We start from the raw sequence: 20,109 nt of genomic DNA on the forward strand, positions 1-20,109 counted from the left end.
GTTACCTATTTGAAACTAGTATCGTTTTTATCACTAATAATTAGAATTTTGTGCCATGACAAAGAAACCACCATTACCTGAGTGTACACGAATGATATTGGCGATCAGAGATGCTAAAGATGTATTAACGGGAAAATGGAAAACCACCATCATTGGAGCTTTGATGTTCAAAGGAAAACTACGTTTCATGGATTTGATGCGAGAAGTAGATGGTATAGCGCCTAAGATGCTTTCTAAAGAGCTGCAGGAACTAGAGATGCAACAGTTGGTTACCCGTACTGTTGTGAATTCAAAGCCCATTACGGTTGAATATGAACTAACAGAACATGGAAAAAGCCTTGACCCCTTGTTGAGAGAAATAGCAAAATGGGGTGATCTTCACCGAACAAAAATTATGAAAAAGAAGAAAACGGCTACTGAACAATAAATCCTTTCACCAGGGGAATCGCTCCTTCTACTCGAATAAAATACATACCCGATTTTAAATTGGTGATCACTAAAGATGTGGAAGAATGTTGGTTCCATTTCTTCAATACCATACCCGAAGAATTGAGTAACTGAATGTTTGCTTTTTCATATCCATTCGGAATAGAAACAGTTACCATTCCCATTGATGGTTGCGGATAGATCAACAATCCTTTTGTTTCAGTATCCCACCGAAGCAAGTTGGTTTTGCTGTATGAAACCTTACCATCCAATTCTTGGATTCTCAATCGCAGAAAATGACCAACACTACTTAAATAAGGAATGTTTATTAACTCACTATAAGAAGTAGGAGTACTCGTATTTTGGGGCTCCACTGTTCTCAAAACAGTGTAGTTTACCCCATCTATACTGTGCTCTATTGAGTACAACTTTAAACCCTGTTCAAAATCAGTCTTCCACTCCACCAGTGCTTTTTGATCCGCAACTTGAGTGGTAGTAAAATTGGTTAAAGAGACCGGTAATACTGAAGTAGGACAAATGATATCTGATTCGCTGCCACAAGTAATACGCTCTAAAACAATGTCATCAATATAGTAATCGTTGCCGCTAAAAGCACTGGTAGTGTTCGCTATATAAACTTCAACTTGATTGCTAGGACATCCACTAGGCATTTTAAAAGTAAATGAAAATTGTTGCCAGGTATCCTCGGTATAGATACTCCCGGAGCTTAGCGTCCCCAAAACTATATGAGTTCCTGCATCTCGTACTTGCATGTTAAATGAGGAAGAAGTATTCACCAGATAAAACCACAAGCTCAATTTATAGCAAGCGCCACCCACCACATTCGCTCTTCTGGAATAGAAACCATTCAATACCGAACCTGCGTTTACCACCATCACTGCACCATTCGCGTCGCCTGTATGATCAGTTGTTGCGGGGTTCCCACCTCCTCCCCATGTATTTCCAATTGGTTCAGGACCCGTCCAAAACCACCAATACGGAACAGGATAAGCATCCCTTATATTGGCAGGCGCTATTACGGCATAGTAATTATTGTCGATTGCTTTTTGATCGGTAGTTCCGTTGGGGTCGCCCCATCCAAAACTGCCGGATGGCATATAGGGAGAAGTAGTTCGAGTAGTAGTTTGTCCGAATGTTTCTTGAAACACAATTTGGGTGTGTCCTATTAAAACGGTAGACAACAATAAAAAACTAAGAATATAGTATTTCACTATACTTTTCACGGTATGAGTATTGGGTTACGAATCACCTGCATCAACAGTTTTCATTACCTATTTAGTATGCATTATAAAAAAACCACTATAAACTGCTAAAAAAGTATCAAAGTGTATTTCTAATATTATTATTTAGTTAGACCTTGTTTTCACGAATGTTTCACTCAAGTACCCTCAAAGGCAAGATTGAAAAATGCAATTAGTTGAACATAAATTGTTACGAAGTAGGATGAAAAAAGCCATCAGTTAAACTGATGGCTTTCTTTTATGCATTTTCTTCTTTCGGTTTTGCCAATAATCGCTCCTCAATTACCTGCTTAAAAATATTCTTCGGAAAAGCTCCCGGCTGCAGCATCGGATTTCCTTCTACTGGAATGAACAAGAAGGTAGGAATGCTTTGAATTCCGAATACGGAACTCAATTCCAATTCAGCTTCTGTATCTACTTTGTAAATCAATAGCTTTCCCTCGTACTCCTTACTCAATTCTTCCAAAATAGGTGCTACCTGTTTGCAGGGACCACACCAATCGGCATAGAAATCAATGATTGCAGGGAGATTACCCGTGTATTTCCATTCCTTTTCTGTATCGTAATTAAAGACCTTCTCCTTGAAATCAGCGGTGGTCATTTTGATAGTAGACATGTTCTTATACTTTTTTACAAAAATACCTTTAATCTATGTTAGGAAATGTAACCCAAATCACATTTTTGAATAATTCAATCCAAACATATATAGGCAGCTATTGGGTCAGCATTTGGCAGCGTTTTTCGACAATGAAAAGGGCAAATACAAATTCAACAACAAAATGAAAGACAATAGCAGACTTCATGCTCCATTTCTTGCTCTTTGGTTTAGCATATCATTCACTACCTCAACGCTTCCAAATACAATTGCTCACTCATCTCATACAAATTCACACCATCATTGTTACACAATACAATAATTGTTACTCCAGATTTGGTAGCATGTATCCAATTAGAGGTAGCGCCTTCCATACCACCTGTGCGGTAATAGAATGGTTCTTTAAAATTTCCCCAGCCGGTAGACCCCCAAAAGCCATAAGCTGTATATCCCAATTTCTCATTAATGGTGAGTAATTTTTCCAATGCCTTCTTCCCTAACAATTTCCCTCCAAACAACGCACGATCCAATTTCAACAAGTCTGAAACCGTAGAATACATGCTTCCTGCTGCAAAAAAGTTCTCGGATACATATTTGGTTTCCGGTGTGAATGTTTTAGTAGAGTCGTTGTAGATATATCCTTTCGACCAATGTTTGTCTTCAACTTCCGGACGTGAAATACCGGTTGAACTCATTTTAAGCGGTTGAAGTATTTCTTTTTTCAAGAGTTGCTCGAATGAAAGCCCACTCTGCTTCTCCAATATTTTTTGAAGCAAGATGTACTCTACATTTCCGTATACCGATTCTGTTCCGGGCTCACGAACCAGCTTACCCGAACAATATTCCTTGATAAAAGCATCTAAATTCTTCTTCACCACATAAGGATTCACACCGGCTTCTCCCAACGGATCTTCAATACCTGAGCTATACGTAAGCATATGATGAATGGTTACTTTCGATTTCCCGGCACCCGTGTATTCAGGGAAATACGTTCCAATGGTAGCATCCAAGTCTATCTTACCTTGCTCCCATAACTTCATAACCAGTATGGCCGCGAAAGCTTTGGTGAAAGAAAGAATCCGAAATTTCGAATCGAGTGTGTGCATTTGATGTGTGGAACGATTGCGTTCACCCACCGCTTTCATCCAGGGTTTTCCTTGCTTATCAACCACTACTATTGTTCCATTGAATCCTTTTTTGTTGTGGTATTCATTTACAACGCTATCGAAAGCTGATTTCTGTGCAGCTAAACCGCTGTTAATAAATACAATTATTACAAGAATGGCTATATTTTTTATACTGAGTTTCATTTTGATTGTTGGTGTGAATACTGGTGGATATTAAAGTCAAGTTATAAGTTTTGAGTTTTTGAGTTTTGTACCGCTTCGCTGCACAATTTGTCGCAAAGTTTTTTGAAGTTAAAGAAGGTACACAAAGGTGTTTTTTAACCACAATTGTTCCTTTGCGCATTTTTGGCTCCGCCTCTTTCTTGGCGTTTCCCAAAACTCAAAACTTACAACTTAAAACTCAAGAACTTCTCAACTCTCATCAAATACTGCTTTATACACCGTTGCTCCTTCTTTCGCAAATTGAATTCTTCTGTTTGGCTTGTCTTTTAATTCTACGGTATCATTCACCGTAAAAGCTGCTTCTACTAATAGGTATCCGGTTCGCATTTTAAAGGTGGTGGTATACAAGGAATCTTTTACCACTTCTTGCAAAGGAAGTGCTTTGTCCCAATCCAATTTATTTCCATCACCCAATATACCAACCGTTTTAATGTTTTGCTTTCCTTTAACCGTTAAGTAAACGGTTACTTCTCTTTCATAGGCCTTCTGAACACAGGAACTAAACAGCGTAACTGCGATAATTGTTAAAATAATTGCTTTCATGCTTTCAATTTTTTAGAAATGAGATAATCAATACCGAAGCGACCACTCCCTAGAATCATGGTAAAAAGGTTGATCCATAAAAACCCTAAGGAAGCTAACATGTTCCACAATCCATTGTCCCACTGCTGCATAAAAGCCGCTACTGCCATAGTGCAGACACCAAGAAAGGAGAACAAACGGGTTTGGAATCCCAGCATTAAGAATATACCCCCTACTCCCTCTGAGAAGGCTCCCATCCATGCCCAAAATACAGGGAACAAAGCAAACACGCCTCCGTATTCGGCCACGTCTTCCGGGAACCAATAAACCACTTCAAAAAGACCAAGATTTTTATCGGCTTCCGTCCAAGGAAGGCCAAACTTCGGCGATCCGAAGTTCACAGTGAACAACCAACCACCTACAATTCTAGGAATGGCAAAAAGCAGGTCTTGCCACCAAAACGGCATATTGATGGGCGCCGTTAATTTGAGGAATAAGTTTCGCATGTGTTATAATTTTCAACGAAACTCTTGCTTTCCGAACCCCTTAGTGCCCCATATTATAATTTGAACCCTCAATTAGTAGGTTCAAATTATGACTCGAGGGTTCAAATTCTTCAAATCATTGATTATCAAACTAGTTTCTGCCTAATGTATTCTTGAGGAGAGAAGCCGGTATGCTTCTTAAAGGAGCGATTAAAAGTAGTTTTGCTATTAAACCCGGCTTCAAAAGCTAAGGAAAGTAGGGTTTGCTTCTGATGTTCGCCCTTTTTTAAAAGATCAATTACTGCTTCAACACGGTATTTATTGATGAGATCATTAAAATTCAATCCAAAGCCTTTATTTATATACCTGCTGGCAAGTGAGATATTGGTATTCATTCTTTTCGCCAAGTCCAATAAACTGAGTTCCGGATCTTCGTACAGTTTTTCGGAAAGAATCAAAGTCTCCAGTTCCTGCTTCCATTCTTCTTTACTATGATCAGTGGTTCCTTCGGCTTCTAGCTCCAAATCTTCCACCTCAACAAAATCATTGGCATTATAAGTAAGATACAGCGGTTGTTTTCCGCTGAGCACCAATACTTCATTGGAAGTTTGAAACAAGTCGCGAGCAAACACCAATTTTGAGATCACTGCATTCGAAAATCCTGCAATGGCAATATAGTAGCAGCAAAGCGCATAGCTAAGGAAATACCACCATGCTTCCGTATAGAAAAAGTCGAAGATCGATCCCATCACCGCAAAAACAAATCTGATGATGATAATGGCGAGAAAAGTAAAAAGGAAATTGCGTACCCATTTGAAACTCAATTCATCGGCATTGCTTAAGTAGAGAATGACCAAACTGCGGTAGCGATTGTAATAACGAATTGACAAAATGAAGTAAAAAACCATGATGGCGAACCCGGAATACTGGTACCAAGTGTCGAAATCACGATCCCTCCCATCGGCCAAAAAGTAATAATCACCTACTATTAATTTATCTGTCACTACAATTACAAGCGAATAGATTAGATAAGCCGCAGCAGGAACAAAATGCAACCAATCGCGCTGTTTAAACTTAAATCCGGGGTTCAATAAAGACTGAACATAGAAATAAATAATGGGACCATAAAGATAGAGGTGCTGGAAAGGCACATAAAAAATAACATCTCGATAAGGCTGCTCATCGTACCAACCGGCGAAGCCCAACATCCAAGGAGAAATATACCATGCAGAAAGAAACAAAAATGATCCTAACCAAAAATGCGAAGACCGCTTTTCGCGGTACGATTTTACAAAACACAATATGCTATATACTATTGTGTGAAAGAAAAAAATCAGTAACAGCGAACTGTATATGTTGAAACTGAACAGCATGGAAAGTGAAGATAAGGAAATACAGAGAAAGAAGAGGGGGGAATACAGGAAACGAGGATGAGAGGAGACGAGGATAGAGGAAATACAAAAAAGAAGAGGGAGAAGAACAGGGGGTAATATAAGAGCGAGGAAAAGAGGAGACGAGGATAGAGGAAATACAGAGGGTCTGCTAGCGCTGCGTAAAAAGTTATTTGAATAATTTGACCACAGATAAACGAATTAGAACAGATTAGCACAGATTAGAGTTCGAGTATTCGATCATACTGATCAAATTTCAGCCTCTAATCTGTGTAAATCCGTTGTTTCAAATCTGCTGAATCTGTGGTAAAAAAATACGATTTCAAAGCAGCAATCTACAATTTCATCAGCGCCTTCAACTTCTTCCACAAAGCCTCATCAAATCCCGACACCGCAAAATTCGGATTCTGGGGATCGGACGCATCACCCATTCTTATTACTACAATATTTTGAGTAGGCAACACATATATCCGTTGATCACTGGCACCCATTGCCGCATACATATTTGAAGGTGCACTTGGAACCAAGGGACCGGTGTAAACCGTTTGTCCACCGGGGACCATATAAGTAGACTTCCCATTCAACCACCACAAATATCCATACGATGGGTTGATACTTTGAGAAGTAGAAGTGGCTTCATTGAAAAAAGTCTCGTTCAATACTTGTGAATTGTTCCATTTGCCTTTATTCAATGCCAAGAGTCCAAATCGCGCCATGCTTCTAGTGTTGCTATGATAAATCTTAAAAATCAATCCGTAGTTCCAAAAGCCATCCATTCCTAATGGCGACTTAATTTTTGCATTGAAATAATTTTCAAAACTCTGGCCACTGGCGCCGGCTACTACATCCATTAATTTCTGGAACACATTGTTATAACTCCAACGAGTACCCGCGTCGGCCATATAGGTCAAATTCGATTTAATTACAAAATCACTGGAATCGCTCAACCCAGAGGTCATCGACAACAAGTGCTTCACCGTGATCAAATTTTCCTTTGCAAGAGGTGCACTTGTCCATCCCGTTCCCAAATATTGCGAAGCTTTATTATTGATACTCAACAAGCCTTCTTGCTGCGCAATCCCAATACTTGAAGAGACCAAGGTTTTACCCGCACTATTCCAAGGCCAGGTAGAATCTTTGCCATGGCCATTGTAATATTCTTCCAGTACAATGCGGCCGTTTACCAAAATCATGAAGGATTTGGTATTCTTCTGAATTAAAAAGCTCCTGAGCGAAGCCAAGCTATCAGTTGTCCAATTAAGGGTTGAGATGTCTTTACGAGCCCAAGCTGTATCTGAATTCGACGGAAAATACATGGTTTCCGGCGTGCTTGGATTAGGAGAAGGCTCTGTTGACTTTTGACAGGCAAAAAAGGGCACAAAAAGCACAAGGATTAATAGTTTTCTAGTCATAAGTAGTGGATGTTAGGAACTGTATGACTAACGAAAAAGGATAAGGTTTATTGAGGTAACTGGTGATTTATCATATTCAATATAATTCTATATGTATTATTCAGAAGATATTAGCACACTCATCATCAGAATTTCAATGCATAACCCACCCTTACTACTTGAGTTTCATAATAATCGGCGCTTGTATAATTAAAGCCTCCACCGGTGATGTGTTTCCGGATAATCATTGTATTGAAAAGATCGGTGGCATTAATGAAAAATTCGGCCTTACCCTTTTGGATACTTCGCTTGAGTCCTGCATCTACTCCAAACCGCTGCTCTATTCTACCCTGAGGGATAAGATCGGGAGCCAAATAAGTAGCCGCAACCTGTACATCGGTTTTACCGGCTATCTTCATTTGAAGGTTCAGCTTTATAGAACCCGAATAAATCTCTTGCTTTTCAGATGTGTAAGTGATAGGTGTTGGGTAGAGGTTTACAGCAGAAAAAGCGTTGATCTGATTATGGTACCCGTTTACATTTAAGGTATAATTCAGCCAAGTATCTAACTTACCGGAGTACACCAATTCAATTCCGGTATTGAAACTCCTTCCGGCATTTTGCATTCCATTATAAATGATGGTACTTCCGGGAACAATGGTTCCTATTCGTGTAATGGTTCCTGTTGCAAAGCGATGATAAAGGGCTGCGTAAAAATATCCCTGATCTCTGTTGGCGCGAAAGGCCAATTCTACACTATTAGTGTACTGTGGTTTCAAAGCAGGATTGCCCACTTTAATGATCTCCGCATCATCATACTTAGGGAAAACGCGAATATCTAGCTCCGCAGGGCGATCTACCCGCCTATTGAAAAACAAACTCAACTTTCGCTTCGCATCAAACTTGTAAGCCAGGCGCATGCTGGGAAATGGTTGCGTGTATTGATATCCATCGCTTTTGTAAGTGTTGTGATTGGGGTCTACCAAGTAGCGCACACGTACATACTCCATTCTCAGTCCGGCTTCTGCTTCCCACTTTGCTGTTTCGTAACTGTAGATACTATAAATGGCCGGTATATCTTCTTTATAAGTAGCCCAACCGCCTGCGTTCACATCAAGGGGAGAATTGATGCCGGGCTTGAATTTCATGTTTGTTGGAATGTTTCGCCAGCGGTACTTAACCCCTGTTTCTAATTTTCCATACCGCAAGGGACGAATGTAGTCGAAGGTAAAATCAGTTACGTGCTCATCGGAAAGTAACTTGAAACTATCCAGCCCGGTATAAGTAGGCATGGAGTTCGTAAAAAAATATTTTTCATCTTCGCGATGAAAGGTATAGTTCAGTCCAACATTAATTACTTCGCCGGGGCGATCAAACTTGTGCTGATAGGTGTTCATGGCGGTAACGGTTGTTTTCACTTCATCTTCAAGAAATTGCCAGAGTCGAGTTCTATTATTTAAGTTTGATTTGAAGAACGGCTCGTCGCCATTGTCTAATATTTTTTCTCTGCTGTATAAAACGGAGGAACTAAAAAGGTTGTTGGAGGAGATGTTCCAATCAAAACCGGTTCTTCCGGTAACTACGGTAGTTTTTCGATTTCTCTTAGTTTGCTGATAGATAGTATCTCCGTTATCATAGTATCGATCTACAAACTCGTTTTTATTGAGAGTGGGGTTGTAATAATAATCGCCTTGTAAAAACCAATTGATCTTGTTCTTCCGGTAGTTCACAGAGGCAGAAGGGTTGAGTTTGGGTGTGCCTTGAAATTGAGGGCGAATGGTAGGTAAGTTGGCTCTTTTCTCCCAAATGGCCCCTAGCCCTGTTGTCATGCCAATTTTACCCGACCAGCCTTCTTTTTTATTTTTTTTGAAGATGATATTGATGATACCTGCATTGCCATTAGCATCGTACTTAGCGGAAGGATTGTTGATGATTTCAATTCGCTCGATGGCTGAAGCCGGTATATTGTCTAAACTAGTTTGCGCACCAAAACCCGTAAGAGCCGTTTGCTTTCCATCCACCAAGACCGCCACCTTATCGCTACCGCGAATCAAGATTTTACCGTCTTGAACCGTTACACCCGGAAGTGTTTGCATCACTTGCAAAATAGAGCCACCTGTTTGAGTAATATTAGAAGAAACATTGATCACTTTCTTATCGAGCTTTGTATTTACCTCTTCTGTTTTTCCGGTAACTGAAACTTCTGAAAGTACTTTGGTTGCAGGCTCTAACTCGATGGTGGGAATCACTAAAAACTCTGCAAGAGAACCTACAAATAAATCAATGTTCTTAGGTTGGAAATTAGCACTGCTAATTTGTAAAAAATAGGATCCGGGCTTTACACCTGTTAACACGTAAGAACCGTCTTCTTTACTGATGGTACCTGTAACAAATCCGGAATCAACCTTTTTCTTCAGCAAGATGTTTATAAATGCAGGGCTTTCAGCAGATTGTTTTGCCTTCAATTTCCCAGACAGCGTCACCGAATTGACTTGGGCATGTAATAGTGTGCACCAAAAGACATAAAGAATAAAAAATAACCCTGACTTCATAAGCTAGTTATAGACGGCAAAGATACAACAGCACTATTAACAGATTCGTAAACTATTGGTTAACTAGGCGTCTACTACAGTTTGAGTATTTTTCTCTCAAGGAAATGGAAGGATTTTCGAGTAACAAACCAAAACACATGAAAAAATTATTCTTCCCCCTGGTAATGATTGTCTTGGCATTTGCTTGCAGCAAATCGGGCAGCACTCCGAATAATGGCAATAACAACAATGGAAACAATTCGGGCATTACGGCCCCTCCTGGCAGTCTCGGATTAAATAGTTTCTATAAAAAATACCTCGACGCTTCCGGTATTCCCATCGTAAGCTCGAGCGCCGTAGCAGATGAAGCACTGGTAAATGCTAAGAGCATCGTATTGGATATGATTGCAAATATCCCCGATGCAAAACAAAAAATGATCGAAAACAAACTTCGGATCGGTATAATCGGAATCAATGAACGCCCCACACAAATGCCGGAGTACAGTGACTTATATACCGCATTTCCCGGAACTGACTGGGACAATAGAGCTCGTGCCTACGGCGCAACACTCGCAAGACCACTCACTACAGACTGCGAAGAAAATCTTCGTTGCCAATCTACGCTCGATCGATACAAAGGCGAAGAAATTCTGACACATGAATTCGCCCATGCATTGCATGAATTAGGTTTGAAATTCTCAGACCCAAGCTTTGATACTCAATTGAAAGCAGCATTCGACAATGCTAAAGCAAAAGGCCTTTGGACAAATACATATGCCATGTCTGATATCCGTGAATATTGGGCAGAAGGTGTTCAAGACTGGTACAATTGCAATTTAGAAGCCATCCCAACCAATGGAGTTCACAATCAAGTGAATACTCGCACTGAATTACAGTCGTATGATCCAATGCTGTATGCGCTTTGTGCGAAGTATTTTACGACTACGGCGAAGCATGGGTGTTATTGAGGGAGTAGGTGTTAGGCGTTAGGCTTTAGGCCTTAGGCTTTAGGTGTTAGGCTTTGGGCGTTCGTTTATAAGAGGGAGGACAGTGGCATTGAATTTAGGGTTATCAATTTCGAATAGACTGTTAGAATAAAAGCCCGCCGTCGATTTATCGCGGCGGGCTTTTTATGTTTAAATATTGTAGCTGCGCGATTCATCGCGCAGTGGCAAAGCGATTCATCGCGCAGTGGCGAAGCGATTTATCGCGCAGTTGCGAACCGATTTATCGCACAGTTTTCAAAGCGATTTCTCGCCGAATAACAAGTGCCAATTTTTGAGCTACTTTAATGTGATGGATCATAGTGATCCCAAAAAACAAAACGATGTTCTCAGGGCATACTATTTCTTCAATGCCCCAACTCAAAAACTTAAAACTCAACAACTCTCCGGTTATTACTCGCTCAAACGTGTAAACTCAGCACCATTGAAGATGCGACTCACAGCGATATCGCTCGACTCATTCCACTCACCTAAGCGGGTGTCGGGAACGATGCGCCAGAAGTTTTTCTTCTTCATATCTGCATAGTCTTTCCCACCAATAAATACACCCTTAATGGTTTTGCGCGTTTTGAAATGGATACTCACTGTTTTTTCGAGACGCTTCCCTGTTTCGAGAAACTTTTCAATTGCTTCGCTATTCATATCGATACATTTAAAAAATTAAACTTGCATAAACACTCGGCTTCTTCCCGATCTTTTACGAGAAGGCTGAGCACTTGAATTTCTAACATTATTGCCCGAGCTTACAGGAGCACCGAGGCTTTTTATTGCGAACGGATGATCCTGCACTATTGGAAGATTTTTCTTGATCAATTTTTGAATATCGGTCAAGAAAGGTTTTTCGCTCCAATCACAAAAGCTCAAGGAAGTGCCTTCTGCACCGGCTCTTCCCGTTCTACCAATACGGTGAACATAGGTTTCCGGAACATTCGGCAAATCGAAATTGATTACGTGGGTCAATCCATCTACATCAATGCCACGAGCTGCAATATCAGTAGCCACCAATACGCGGGTTCTTCCCGATTTGAAATTCTCCAAGGCTTCTTGGCGTCTATTTTGTGATTTGTTACCGTGAATCGCTTCTGCAGTGATCCCTGCTTTTACAAGGCTCTTGGTCAACTGATCAGCTTTGAATTTCATTTGAATGAAAACAAGTACCGATTTAATGGCGCTGTCTTGCAATAAGTTCTTAAGAAGATCGAGCTTATCTTTCTTCTCTACGAAATATACAAATTGCTCAATTCGATCTGCAGTAGACGAAACGGGTGTTACTTCTACTTTTACGGGGTCCACCAATAGTCGATCAGCTAACTGCTTTATAGCAGGTGCCATGGTAGCAGAGAAAAACAAGCTTTGTTTTTGTTCCGGGAGTCGAGCAATGATGCGCTTTACATCTTCTACAAAACCCATATCAAGCATGCGATCGGCTTCATCAAGTACAAAGAACTTAACATGTTTAAGGTTAATATAACCTTGTTGCATTAGGTCTTTCAATCGACCCGGTGTTGCCACCAAAATATCAACTCCGTTTCTCAAGCTCATTACTTGAGAATATTGAGAAACGCCACCAAAAATAACGGTGTGTCTAATTTTGGTATGAGAACCGTATGCTTCAATGCTCTCTCCAATTTGGATCGCCAATTCGCGTGTAGGCGAAAGGATGAGAACAGAGGGTGCACCTGATTTGCGTTCTATTTTATTTTCGATCAGTAATTGCAAAATAGGGATTACGAATGCGGCTGTTTTACCGGTACCGGTTTGTGCACAGCCGAGCACATCTTTTCTGTCAAGAACAGCCGGAATAGCTTTTTCTTGAATGGGGGTAGGATTGGTATATCCTTCGTTCTTAAGAGCTCTTAAAATAGGCTCTATAAGATCTAAATCATTAAATGTCATTTTCTAAAATTTATACTAAAACACTATAAGGCTTCAAAAAAAATTCTTCAGTATCCACTGCCTTATAGCATTGTATATTAAAATGGAACGAAAAATGTGTTCAGTAACACCTAAACGGGTGATTCAATTGATCTGAACAACGAATTACTGGTACAGTAGTAGCAGAAATAACGGGCAGTATTAAACTAATTTCTTCACATTAATTGCTGTTGCACCCTTCATGCTTTTCTCGGTATCAAACATTACTTTATCGGTAATTGCCAGGGGCTCTAACATATTGCTGTTATGCACGAAGAACTTTTCTCTAGATTTCTTATCGATAATAAAACCGTAGCCTTTCTCCGTATTGTAAAATTCGAGTACACCGGTTCTGGTGGTATTGCGAAAATTGCCTTCGGGAATTTGAATGATAATATCCTCTGCATTTACTACTTTTCTATTGCGAGGGTCCGGGGGAGTATTGGTGATGTTGCCATCTTCATCTACATAAGCGATCATATCGTCTAAACTCTTCCCCTTATTTGAGTTGGCTTTGCGCTCTTCTCTCTTAACGAGTTTATCGTTACGCTTTTTTACTTTCTGTTGTTGCTTTGCTTTTTTATTAAAGGTTTCTTTTGATTTTGCCATAATTGATTAAAACAGATGAACAGTTCAGTGGTAGTTGAACTGATAAAAATTCCGGGTAGATGGGAACTATTATTACACTAAAAAAATAATAGTTCCCATGTTACCGGGAGTTTGAGTGTGCCTTTTGAGGGGCGAAAGAAACGACCAACATCGTATTCTTACAGTACTATCAATATATTAATAGCTTACCATCTTCCTCTGCTGCTGTTGTTATTGCTGCGCGGTTCTTTTTCACGTGCTTGTGAAACAGAAATGGCGCGGCCAGCTACTTCCTTAGAATGAAGCGCCGACATTGCTTTGGACGCATCTGCTTCAACATCCATTTCAACAAATCCAAAACCACGGCTACGCCCAGTTTCACGATCAGTAATTACTTTGGCAGAAGATACAGCTCCAAAAGGTTCAAAAAGTTTTCTCAGGTCTTCATCAGAAACTTGAAAACCCAAATTAGAAACATACATGTTCATAATCGATCATTTAAATAATAAAAATATAATGCGATGACCAGAGAGCTGCAGCAAGGAGAAAAGAGGAGATAAAACGATTACTTTTAGCAGAGTAACAATTAAGGCTGATCCTGACTGAATGATGAAGAACTATTGATCATTACAACGAAACTACGCTTTTATTTCCGCTTTGCCTATTTTATTATTGTAGGGAAACTGTTAAATGAGGGTAAAGAGCTGTGAATCAGGGAGTGGGTTTTAGGTTTTGAATTAAAATACATTCACCGCGGGAGTGCGCCAAGAGCGCGAAGGAGTCGCGAAGTATTTTTGAACCGTAGCGTCCTTCGACAAGCTCAGGAACCAGCGCAGCGGTTTCGCAGCGCCCCTGTTCTTTCTCTGTATTTCCTCGTTTCCTCTCTCCTGTATTTCTCCGTGCCTCCGAAACTCTGTGGTTTTTCACCGCAGCGGCGCAGCGATCGCAGCGGTTTCGCAGCGCCTCTGTTCTTTCTCTGTATTTCCTCGTTTCCTCTCTCCTGTATTTCTCCGTGCCTCCGAAACTCTGTGGTTTTTCACCGCAGCGGCGCAGCGATCGCAGCGGTTTCGCAGCGCCCTATTCTCCCTCTGTATTTCCTCGTTCGCCGTTTCCTCGTCTCCTCGTTCCTGTATTCCTCCGTACCTACGAAACTCCGTGGTTTTTTCACCGCAGCGGCGCAGCGATCGCAGCGGTTTCGCAGCGCCTCTGTTCTTTCACTGTATTTCCTCGTTCCTCGTCTCCTCTTATCCTCTTTCCTGTATTCCCCCCTCACTATCAATCACTTACAAACCCGCCAATCTCATTTATCAATTATTATTTATTTATTTTCACTATTTATTTATTGTTTTTCAATAAATTTTTCTACGTTTGTGCTCTCAAACAAACAATATGAAAAAGAACACCAGCATCCTCATTCCCATAATGCACGTCATCTCTTGGTTGGCATTTGTTGGCGCAAGTATCAAAGCGGGAGCGATACTCACCTCCTACTTAGTGAGCATATTCGGGAACAAAATAGCTTCCGAAAACATGTACCTCTCACTCAACTTGTCGCAATTAATGAATCAAGACATAGTCGCCTATAGTATCCTAAGTATTCTAGTCATCGGTGTTTTAGTGATGGAAGCACTCCTATGCTACCAAGTGATTCGCATCTTTTTGAAAATAGATTTCAGCAAGCCTTTTCAAATCCAAGTAGAGAAAATCATCATGAACATGAGCGTAATAGCGCTGTTTGTAGGAATTCTCTGCAAACTTAGTAGCGGCTTCGCGAAGCGCTACACCGATGAAGGCATGAGCTTCCCGCATCTGAATGAACATATTGGCGTGGGCGACGCTTTCCTTTATTTCGCCGGAATTCTTTTCGTGATCGATATCGTATTCCGCAAAGGAATTGAACTACAAACCGAAAATGATTTAACTGTTTAACCATGCCCATAGTAGTAAACCTCGACGTAATGATGGCCAAGCGAAAGATTTCGCTGAACGAGCTTTCCGATAAAGTGGGACTTACGCTTTCCAACCTATCCATTCTAAAAACCGGTAAAGCAAAAGCCATTCGCTTCAGTACACTTGAAGCCATTTGCGAAGTATTGAATTGCCAGCCGGGTGATATATTGGAATACCGAGAGGAAGGGGAAGAGTTCTAAATTCATAGGAGAGCTTATTGGAACTTTTTCACCAATTCCTACTCTTCTTCCGTAATACTCATCACGGTTCCATGCCTTGGATTGAAATCTTTGGGTTAAAATACATTCACCGCAGCGTGCGCCAAGTCCGCGAAGGAGTCGTAAAGTATTTTTACCTCAGTATTTTTTTCACCGCAGCGGCCCAGCGTTCGCAGCGCCCTTGTTCTTTCACTGTGTTTCCTCGATTCCCATTTCATTTATCATGTCGCCCCGATGGGGCTAAAAATTGGTTGCGAATTCTTATTGTTTACTACAATCATTTCGCCCCTACGGGGCTGGTTTGCTGCGGTGGTAGTCCTCTGTATTTCCTCGTTCGTCGTTTCCTCGTCTCCTCGTTCCTGTATTCCTCCGTGCCTACGAAACTCCGTGGTTTTTTCACCGCAGCGTCGCAGCGTTCGCAGCGATAACGCAGCGCAAAATACAAACCTCCATGCCTCCGTGGTTTGTATTCCTCCGCGCAGCGGCTTTGCGTCCTTAAGTAAACGACTCTTCGAAAATCAAACTGCTAAAAACTTAACTAACTTCAACCTCTCCGACCTTCAACCACAATTCCTTTGCGTTAAAATACATTCACCGCAGCGTGCGCCAAGTCCGCGAAGGAGTCGCAAAGTATTTTTTCCTCAGTATTTTTTCACTGCAGCGTCCCTTTTCTTTCTCTGTATTTCCTCGTTCTTCTTATCCTCGTTTCCTCTTTCCTCTTTTCCTCCATGCCTCCGTGGTTTGTATTCCTCCGCGCAGCGGCTTTGCGCCCTTAAGTAAACGACTCTTCGAAATTCTAACTGCCAAAAACTTAACTAACTACAACCTCTCCAACTTTCAACCTCAAAACCTTTGCGTTAAAATACATTCTCCGCCGAAGGCGGACCACCCCTCACCCAATCAACCCAAACCGCTCTACAATCGCCCCTCTCCTCTCCGGAAATCCTACCATCCCAAACCTTTCATGCAAATCGTGCATCCTCTTGGCAATGCCGGGATCACGAGGTGTAAGCTTTTGCTGCTGCATTTCAGGTATGATTCGATGAAACATTTCCTCCAAGTACTCCTCAAAGTTTTGATTGAAATACATATCAATGGCTCTAAAAGTCTTTTCAGTATTATTGAAAAAAGTATGCACAATGCCTCTCGGACGCAAATGCCAAGCACCCGCCGGCACTTCAATAAATTGATCTTCGATCATCACCGTAGCTGTGCCCTCCAATACATACATCAACTCATCAAGCTCTTTGTGGTAATGTGGCGCCGGACCCATCTTCTTCGCAGCAACCGCATATTCCACACAAGAAAATTGACTGTTGGTTTGACTACTTCTCACCAAAGTACGAATGTCCATTCCGCCCGGACCCGGTTGTACCGGCGCCCCCGGAGCTACATAAAAAGGAAGCAATTGATTTAAATCCATAGTGCTAGAACTTTTAAAGTCGTTCATAAATAGTAATAAGTTGTTTCACTTTTGTGCCGGTAAGCTTGTTCTCCTCTGCTGTATACAGATGTGTCAAAATCATCTTGTTTCCGCTAAACGTAACCGTGTAACTTGTTTTTACATTGCCTTGATTCTTCATTTGCAGGGTTAACAAATTGCCGCTTAGTTGCCAGTTGGCCATTCCCATTTTGTCGATCATTTCACATTCTTTTGTAGACTGAGAATAATGCGTTCCATCAGCTTTGAAAATGTAAACCGTATTTACAACGCAAGGCATGTTTTTTACCAGTGTTGCCTGCAAGTCTTCTTTCTTTCCATCAAGGTATTCGAGCGTTGTTGAAAGTCGTTTCCAACTACCTACAATAGATTGCGCGTTCACTTGCACAAATGCCATCGTAAACACCAAAAGCAAACAGCGTTTTAATATTGATACTACCATAGTCCATATTTTTTAATGATCAACTCTCTTTGCTTTGGGAATTCGGTGATGCCAAATTTGGCATGCAGTGCATCCATTCTTTTTGCGATGGCCGGGTCGCGCATGCTTGCTTTCTGGGCAATCATATCGGGAATGATTTTATAATATAATTCCTCGAGGTAGTCTTCAAAGTTTTGATTGAAGTACATATCAATTGCTCTAAAAGGCTGGTTGGTATTGTTGAAAAAAGTGTGAGACATGTTTCGAGGTCGCAAGTGCCAACCACCTGCCGGAATTTCATACACCGTATCCTCCACCATAACCGAAGCGGTTCCTTCCACTACAAACATCAATTCATCCAATTCTTTGTGCAAATGCGGCGCAGGACCCATTTTCTTAGCAGCCACTGCAAATTCAACACTGGAAAATTGAAGATTGGTTTGACTGCTTCTCACAAGGGTTCTAATGTTCAATCCAACTTTACCGGGCTCCAAGGGCGCCGAGGGTGGAACAAGGAAAGGTTTCAATCCATCGTTTGTAAATGATGGAGGCAAAGTACTCGCTTGATTTTCCGCCATCAACATTGAGGGCATAAAACTGAATCCTGAGATCGCAAGCAGCATTTTCTGAATGGCGACTCTTCTAGAAGTATCTGATGTATTCAAATTCATGTTGACTGTTTTATTTTTTTACGACCCAAATAGCTACTGCCGAACTGTTGGAACCGCCAAGAGCCACCGCTTTTCCATTCTTCCAATATTTGGCGAAATAGAAGCCCGACGCATCCGCTTCTTCGCCGGCGATGAATTCATTGCCATCCACAACTTTTATTGCGTTTAGATTGCCGTTGTATTGGGTATTGGTAATGGTGACACTTTGAATACTACCGCGCGTGTCGCCCTTCCATAGTTTACCGATGAACTTGCGGTTGTTGATTTCATATCCAACGGCATATATATTGGTATACCCTACCACGAACAAACCATTGGCATTCCCCAAAGAATCCGAAAGCTTCATGGAAGGAACGCCCTCAAACCAGAGGGTTGGTACATTTTGTCTACCGGCGATATAGGTAAAACCATTATCATTAATAAAGCATGCTTTTCCGAAACTGTTTTCATTTACCAAGCCCAAGGTGCTCAATGTTGGATTGGAATTTTGCCCGCCCCAAAAGAACGTATTTTTAGAAGCAAGGCTATTACTAACATCAATATCTCCACACACACTCGTCTTTAAAACATTGTTCACCCTTTTAATATGTATACCGTTGGCATAGGCGTTCTGAAAGGCCGGATTCGATATTTGGGTAAAGACGCCATCTCCCGACCAATATCCGGCAGTTGTTCTGCCCGTAGCCGCATCGTTGCGAGCTCCTACAACAACGCCCTCCGATATCCCTGTAGCCCAAGAATACTGTACGCCATTACCCAGATTATAGAGCTGTCCATTCTTCCACAGTTTTGCAACTGGAATATTACCGGAGTATTCAATTATAGATATATAGATATCGCTACCAATGATGGAAATTCCGGTAGCACCCGCAGTTCTTTTTCCATCTGTAAGATTGGTGCCTACTCCGTTCTTCCACAGCTTTGCAACGGCAACTCCTGCTATCGTTTCGTACCCAACTACATACACATCTGCATTGATGCTATCTGTTGGAGTAGTGCTGCCACCACCCGATGAACTTGACTTTGAACAGGAAGAGAAAAAAAATAAGGTCACCAAAAAAGATCCCATAAAGGATTGAAGCAAGGTTTTCATTTCTGTCGTTTTTTCAATTTGTTATGAGAACAAAACTAGTGAGGCGGGAATCGGGGGAATAGTAAAAAAGCGACAAAAAAGGATAAAGAAAGAACAAGGGGGAATACAGGAACGAGGATAAGAGGAAACGAGGAACGAGGAAATACAAAGAAAGAGCAAGGGGAAGAAGAGGGGGAAATACAGGTACGAGGATAAGAGGAGACGGGGAACGAGGAAGTACTGAGAAAGAACAAAGGCGCTGCGAAACCGCTGCGAACGCTGCGCCGCTGCGGTGAAAAAACCACGGAGTTTAGTAGGCACGGAGGAATACGGAATGAGGAGTTGAGGAAACGACGAACGACGAAATACAGAGGACTACCACCGCAGCAAACCAGCCCCGTAGGGGCGAAATGATTGTAGTAAACAAAAAGGATGCGCAACCAATTTTTAGCCCCATCGGGGCGACATGATAAATGAAATGGGAATCGAGGAGACCAAGAACGAGGAAATACAAAGAAAGAACAGAGGCGCTGCGAACTTGTCTTGAGCGGTTCCTGAACTTGTCGAAGGACGCTGCGGTGAATTCTTATTGACCACGGATTCGCACAAATTATGACAGATTTACACAAATTAGGGGCTGAGTATTCCGTTATACAATACAAATAACGGGGTCTAATCTGTGGTATCTGTATTTAAAATCCCAGTTATCTGTGGTTTCAAAACCCTTCGCGACATCTCAGCGTTCTTTGCGTTCTCCTATGTTTGCAAAGAGGTAAAATATAGGTGATTTTACGAGACAGTGAATACCAATTAGTTTTGATGAATAAAGTGAAAAAGAGTGAGAGCTGATTGCGCCTAAACAACTCTAGAAGTATGTT

The 20,109-nt window shown here is 41.3% G+C and carries 20 protein-coding genes; 4 read left to right on the forward strand and 16 right to left on the reverse strand.

All coding sequences use genetic code 11. From position 1 onward, the window contains the following. The first annotated feature begins 55 nt into the window (after positions 1 to 55). Complete coding sequence (locus ACQ2HE_RS17785; protein ID WP_430900803.1) at positions 56 to 427, forward strand: winged helix-turn-helix transcriptional regulator; 372 nt, start codon at positions 56 to 58, stop codon at positions 425 to 427. Here the strand turns inward: ACQ2HE_RS17785 and ACQ2HE_RS17790 are convergent. The 8 genes from ACQ2HE_RS17790 to ACQ2HE_RS17825 all read right to left on the reverse strand — a co-directional run bounded on the left by ACQ2HE_RS17790 (position 414) and on the right by ACQ2HE_RS17825 (position 9,973). Next, positions 414 to 1,670: a T9SS type A sorting domain-containing protein gene (locus tag ACQ2HE_RS17790; RefSeq protein WP_430900801.1), complete on the reverse strand. Its 1,257-nt coding sequence runs from the start codon at positions 1,668 to 1,670 to the stop codon at positions 414 to 416. The two genes, ACQ2HE_RS17785 and ACQ2HE_RS17790, sit on opposite strands and share 14 nt — an antisense overlap. Positions 1,671 to 1,926: 256 nt before the next feature. Then, positions 1,927 to 2,304: a thioredoxin family protein gene (locus tag ACQ2HE_RS17795; protein WP_430900799.1), complete on the reverse strand. Its 378-nt coding sequence runs from the start codon at positions 2,302 to 2,304 to the stop codon at positions 1,927 to 1,929. A gap of 224 nt (positions 2,305 to 2,528) precedes the next feature. Further along, positions 2,529 to 3,593 (reverse strand): serine hydrolase domain-containing protein, encoded by a 1,065-nt coding sequence (locus ACQ2HE_RS17800; RefSeq protein WP_430900797.1) that lies wholly within the window; start codon positions 3,591 to 3,593, stop codon positions 2,529 to 2,531. A gap of 228 nt (positions 3,594 to 3,821) precedes the next feature. Beyond that, complete coding sequence (locus ACQ2HE_RS17805; RefSeq protein ID WP_430900795.1) at positions 3,822 to 4,175, reverse strand: hypothetical protein; 354 nt, start codon at positions 4,173 to 4,175, stop codon at positions 3,822 to 3,824. After that, positions 4,172 to 4,660 (reverse strand): DoxX family protein, encoded by a 489-nt coding sequence (locus ACQ2HE_RS17810; RefSeq protein ID WP_430900793.1) that lies wholly within the window; start codon positions 4,658 to 4,660, stop codon positions 4,172 to 4,174. The genes ACQ2HE_RS17805 and ACQ2HE_RS17810 overlap by 4 nt, the downstream gene beginning before the upstream one ends. A gap of 125 nt (positions 4,661 to 4,785) precedes the next feature. Further along, positions 4,786 to 5,847 (reverse strand): helix-turn-helix domain-containing protein, encoded by a 1,062-nt coding sequence (locus ACQ2HE_RS17815; protein ID WP_430900791.1) that lies wholly within the window; start codon positions 5,845 to 5,847, stop codon positions 4,786 to 4,788. A gap of 518 nt (positions 5,848 to 6,365) precedes the next feature. Next, a complete protein-coding gene (locus tag ACQ2HE_RS17820) occupies positions 6,366 to 7,442 on the reverse strand; it encodes a serine hydrolase domain-containing protein (protein WP_430900789.1) in 1,077 nt (358 codons plus the stop codon). 125 nt (positions 7,443 to 7,567) lie between these two features. Then, positions 7,568 to 9,973, reverse strand: coding sequence for a TonB-dependent receptor (locus ACQ2HE_RS17825; protein WP_430900787.1), 2,406 nt, complete (start codon positions 9,971 to 9,973; stop codon positions 7,568 to 7,570). A 137-nt stretch (positions 9,974 to 10,110) separates the two neighbouring features. On the opposite strand from ACQ2HE_RS17825, the gene ACQ2HE_RS17830 reads away from it, so the two are divergent. Then, positions 10,111 to 10,920: a hypothetical protein gene (locus tag ACQ2HE_RS17830; protein WP_430900785.1), complete on the forward strand. Its 810-nt coding sequence runs from the start codon at positions 10,111 to 10,113 to the stop codon at positions 10,918 to 10,920. Between the two features lie 429 nt (positions 10,921 to 11,349). On the opposite strand, the gene ACQ2HE_RS17835 is transcribed toward ACQ2HE_RS17830, so the two are convergent. From ACQ2HE_RS17835 to ACQ2HE_RS17850, 4 genes are all read right to left on the reverse strand, one after another. Continuing rightward, positions 11,350 to 11,598 carry a short-chain dehydrogenase gene (locus tag ACQ2HE_RS17835; RefSeq protein ID WP_430900783.1) on the reverse strand — a complete coding sequence of 83 codons (249 nt, stop codon included), beginning with the start codon at positions 11,596 to 11,598 and terminating at the stop codon, positions 11,350 to 11,352. A gap of 18 nt (positions 11,599 to 11,616) precedes the next feature. Beyond that, a complete protein-coding gene (locus ACQ2HE_RS17840) occupies positions 11,617 to 12,852 on the reverse strand; it encodes a DEAD/DEAH box helicase (protein WP_430900781.1) in 1,236 nt (411 codons plus the stop codon). A 180-nt stretch (positions 12,853 to 13,032) separates the two neighbouring features. Continuing rightward, a complete protein-coding gene (locus ACQ2HE_RS17845) occupies positions 13,033 to 13,479 on the reverse strand; it encodes a cold shock domain-containing protein (protein WP_430900779.1) in 447 nt (148 codons plus the stop codon). 185 nt (positions 13,480 to 13,664) lie between these two features. Beyond that, a complete protein-coding gene (locus ACQ2HE_RS17850; protein ID WP_430900777.1) occupies positions 13,665 to 13,946 on the reverse strand; it encodes an RNA recognition motif domain-containing protein in 282 nt (93 codons plus the stop codon). A gap of 901 nt (positions 13,947 to 14,847) precedes the next feature. On the opposite strand from ACQ2HE_RS17850, the gene ACQ2HE_RS17855 reads away from it, so the two are divergent. After that, the gene (locus tag ACQ2HE_RS17855) at positions 14,848 to 15,387 is read left to right on the forward strand and encodes a hypothetical protein (protein WP_430900775.1); all 540 of its coding nucleotides are present in this window, start codon (positions 14,848 to 14,850) and stop codon (positions 15,385 to 15,387) included. Between the two features lie 2 nt (positions 15,388 to 15,389). Further along, positions 15,390 to 15,608 (forward strand): helix-turn-helix domain-containing protein, encoded by a 219-nt coding sequence (locus tag ACQ2HE_RS17860; RefSeq protein ID WP_430900773.1) that lies wholly within the window; start codon positions 15,390 to 15,392, stop codon positions 15,606 to 15,608. Positions 15,609 to 16,518: 910 nt separating this feature from the next. Here the strand turns inward: ACQ2HE_RS17860 and ACQ2HE_RS17865 are convergent. From ACQ2HE_RS17865 to ACQ2HE_RS17880, 4 genes are read right to left on the reverse strand one after another with little or no spacing between them, the layout of a single operon-like run. Next, complete coding sequence (locus tag ACQ2HE_RS17865; RefSeq protein WP_430900771.1) at positions 16,519 to 17,076, reverse strand: cupin domain-containing protein; 558 nt, start codon at positions 17,074 to 17,076, stop codon at positions 16,519 to 16,521. After that, complete coding sequence (locus ACQ2HE_RS17870; protein ID WP_430900769.1) at positions 17,063 to 17,509, reverse strand: lipocalin-like domain-containing protein; 447 nt, start codon at positions 17,507 to 17,509, stop codon at positions 17,063 to 17,065. The genes ACQ2HE_RS17865 and ACQ2HE_RS17870 overlap by 14 nt, the downstream gene beginning before the upstream one ends. Beyond that, positions 17,503 to 18,159 (reverse strand): cupin domain-containing protein, encoded by a 657-nt coding sequence (locus ACQ2HE_RS17875; RefSeq protein WP_430900767.1) that lies wholly within the window; start codon positions 18,157 to 18,159, stop codon positions 17,503 to 17,505. The genes ACQ2HE_RS17870 and ACQ2HE_RS17875 overlap by 7 nt, the downstream gene beginning before the upstream one ends. Positions 18,160 to 18,169: 10 nt before the next feature. Then, positions 18,170 to 19,252, reverse strand: coding sequence for a hypothetical protein (locus ACQ2HE_RS17880; protein WP_430900765.1), 1,083 nt, complete (start codon positions 19,250 to 19,252; stop codon positions 18,170 to 18,172). Positions 19,253 to 20,109: the final 857 nt, after the last annotated feature.

The organism is Endoryza foliicola (assembly GCF_050589245.1).
Taxonomy (GTDB): domain Bacteria; phylum Bacteroidota; class Bacteroidia; order Chitinophagales; family Chitinophagaceae; genus Endoryza; species Endoryza foliicola.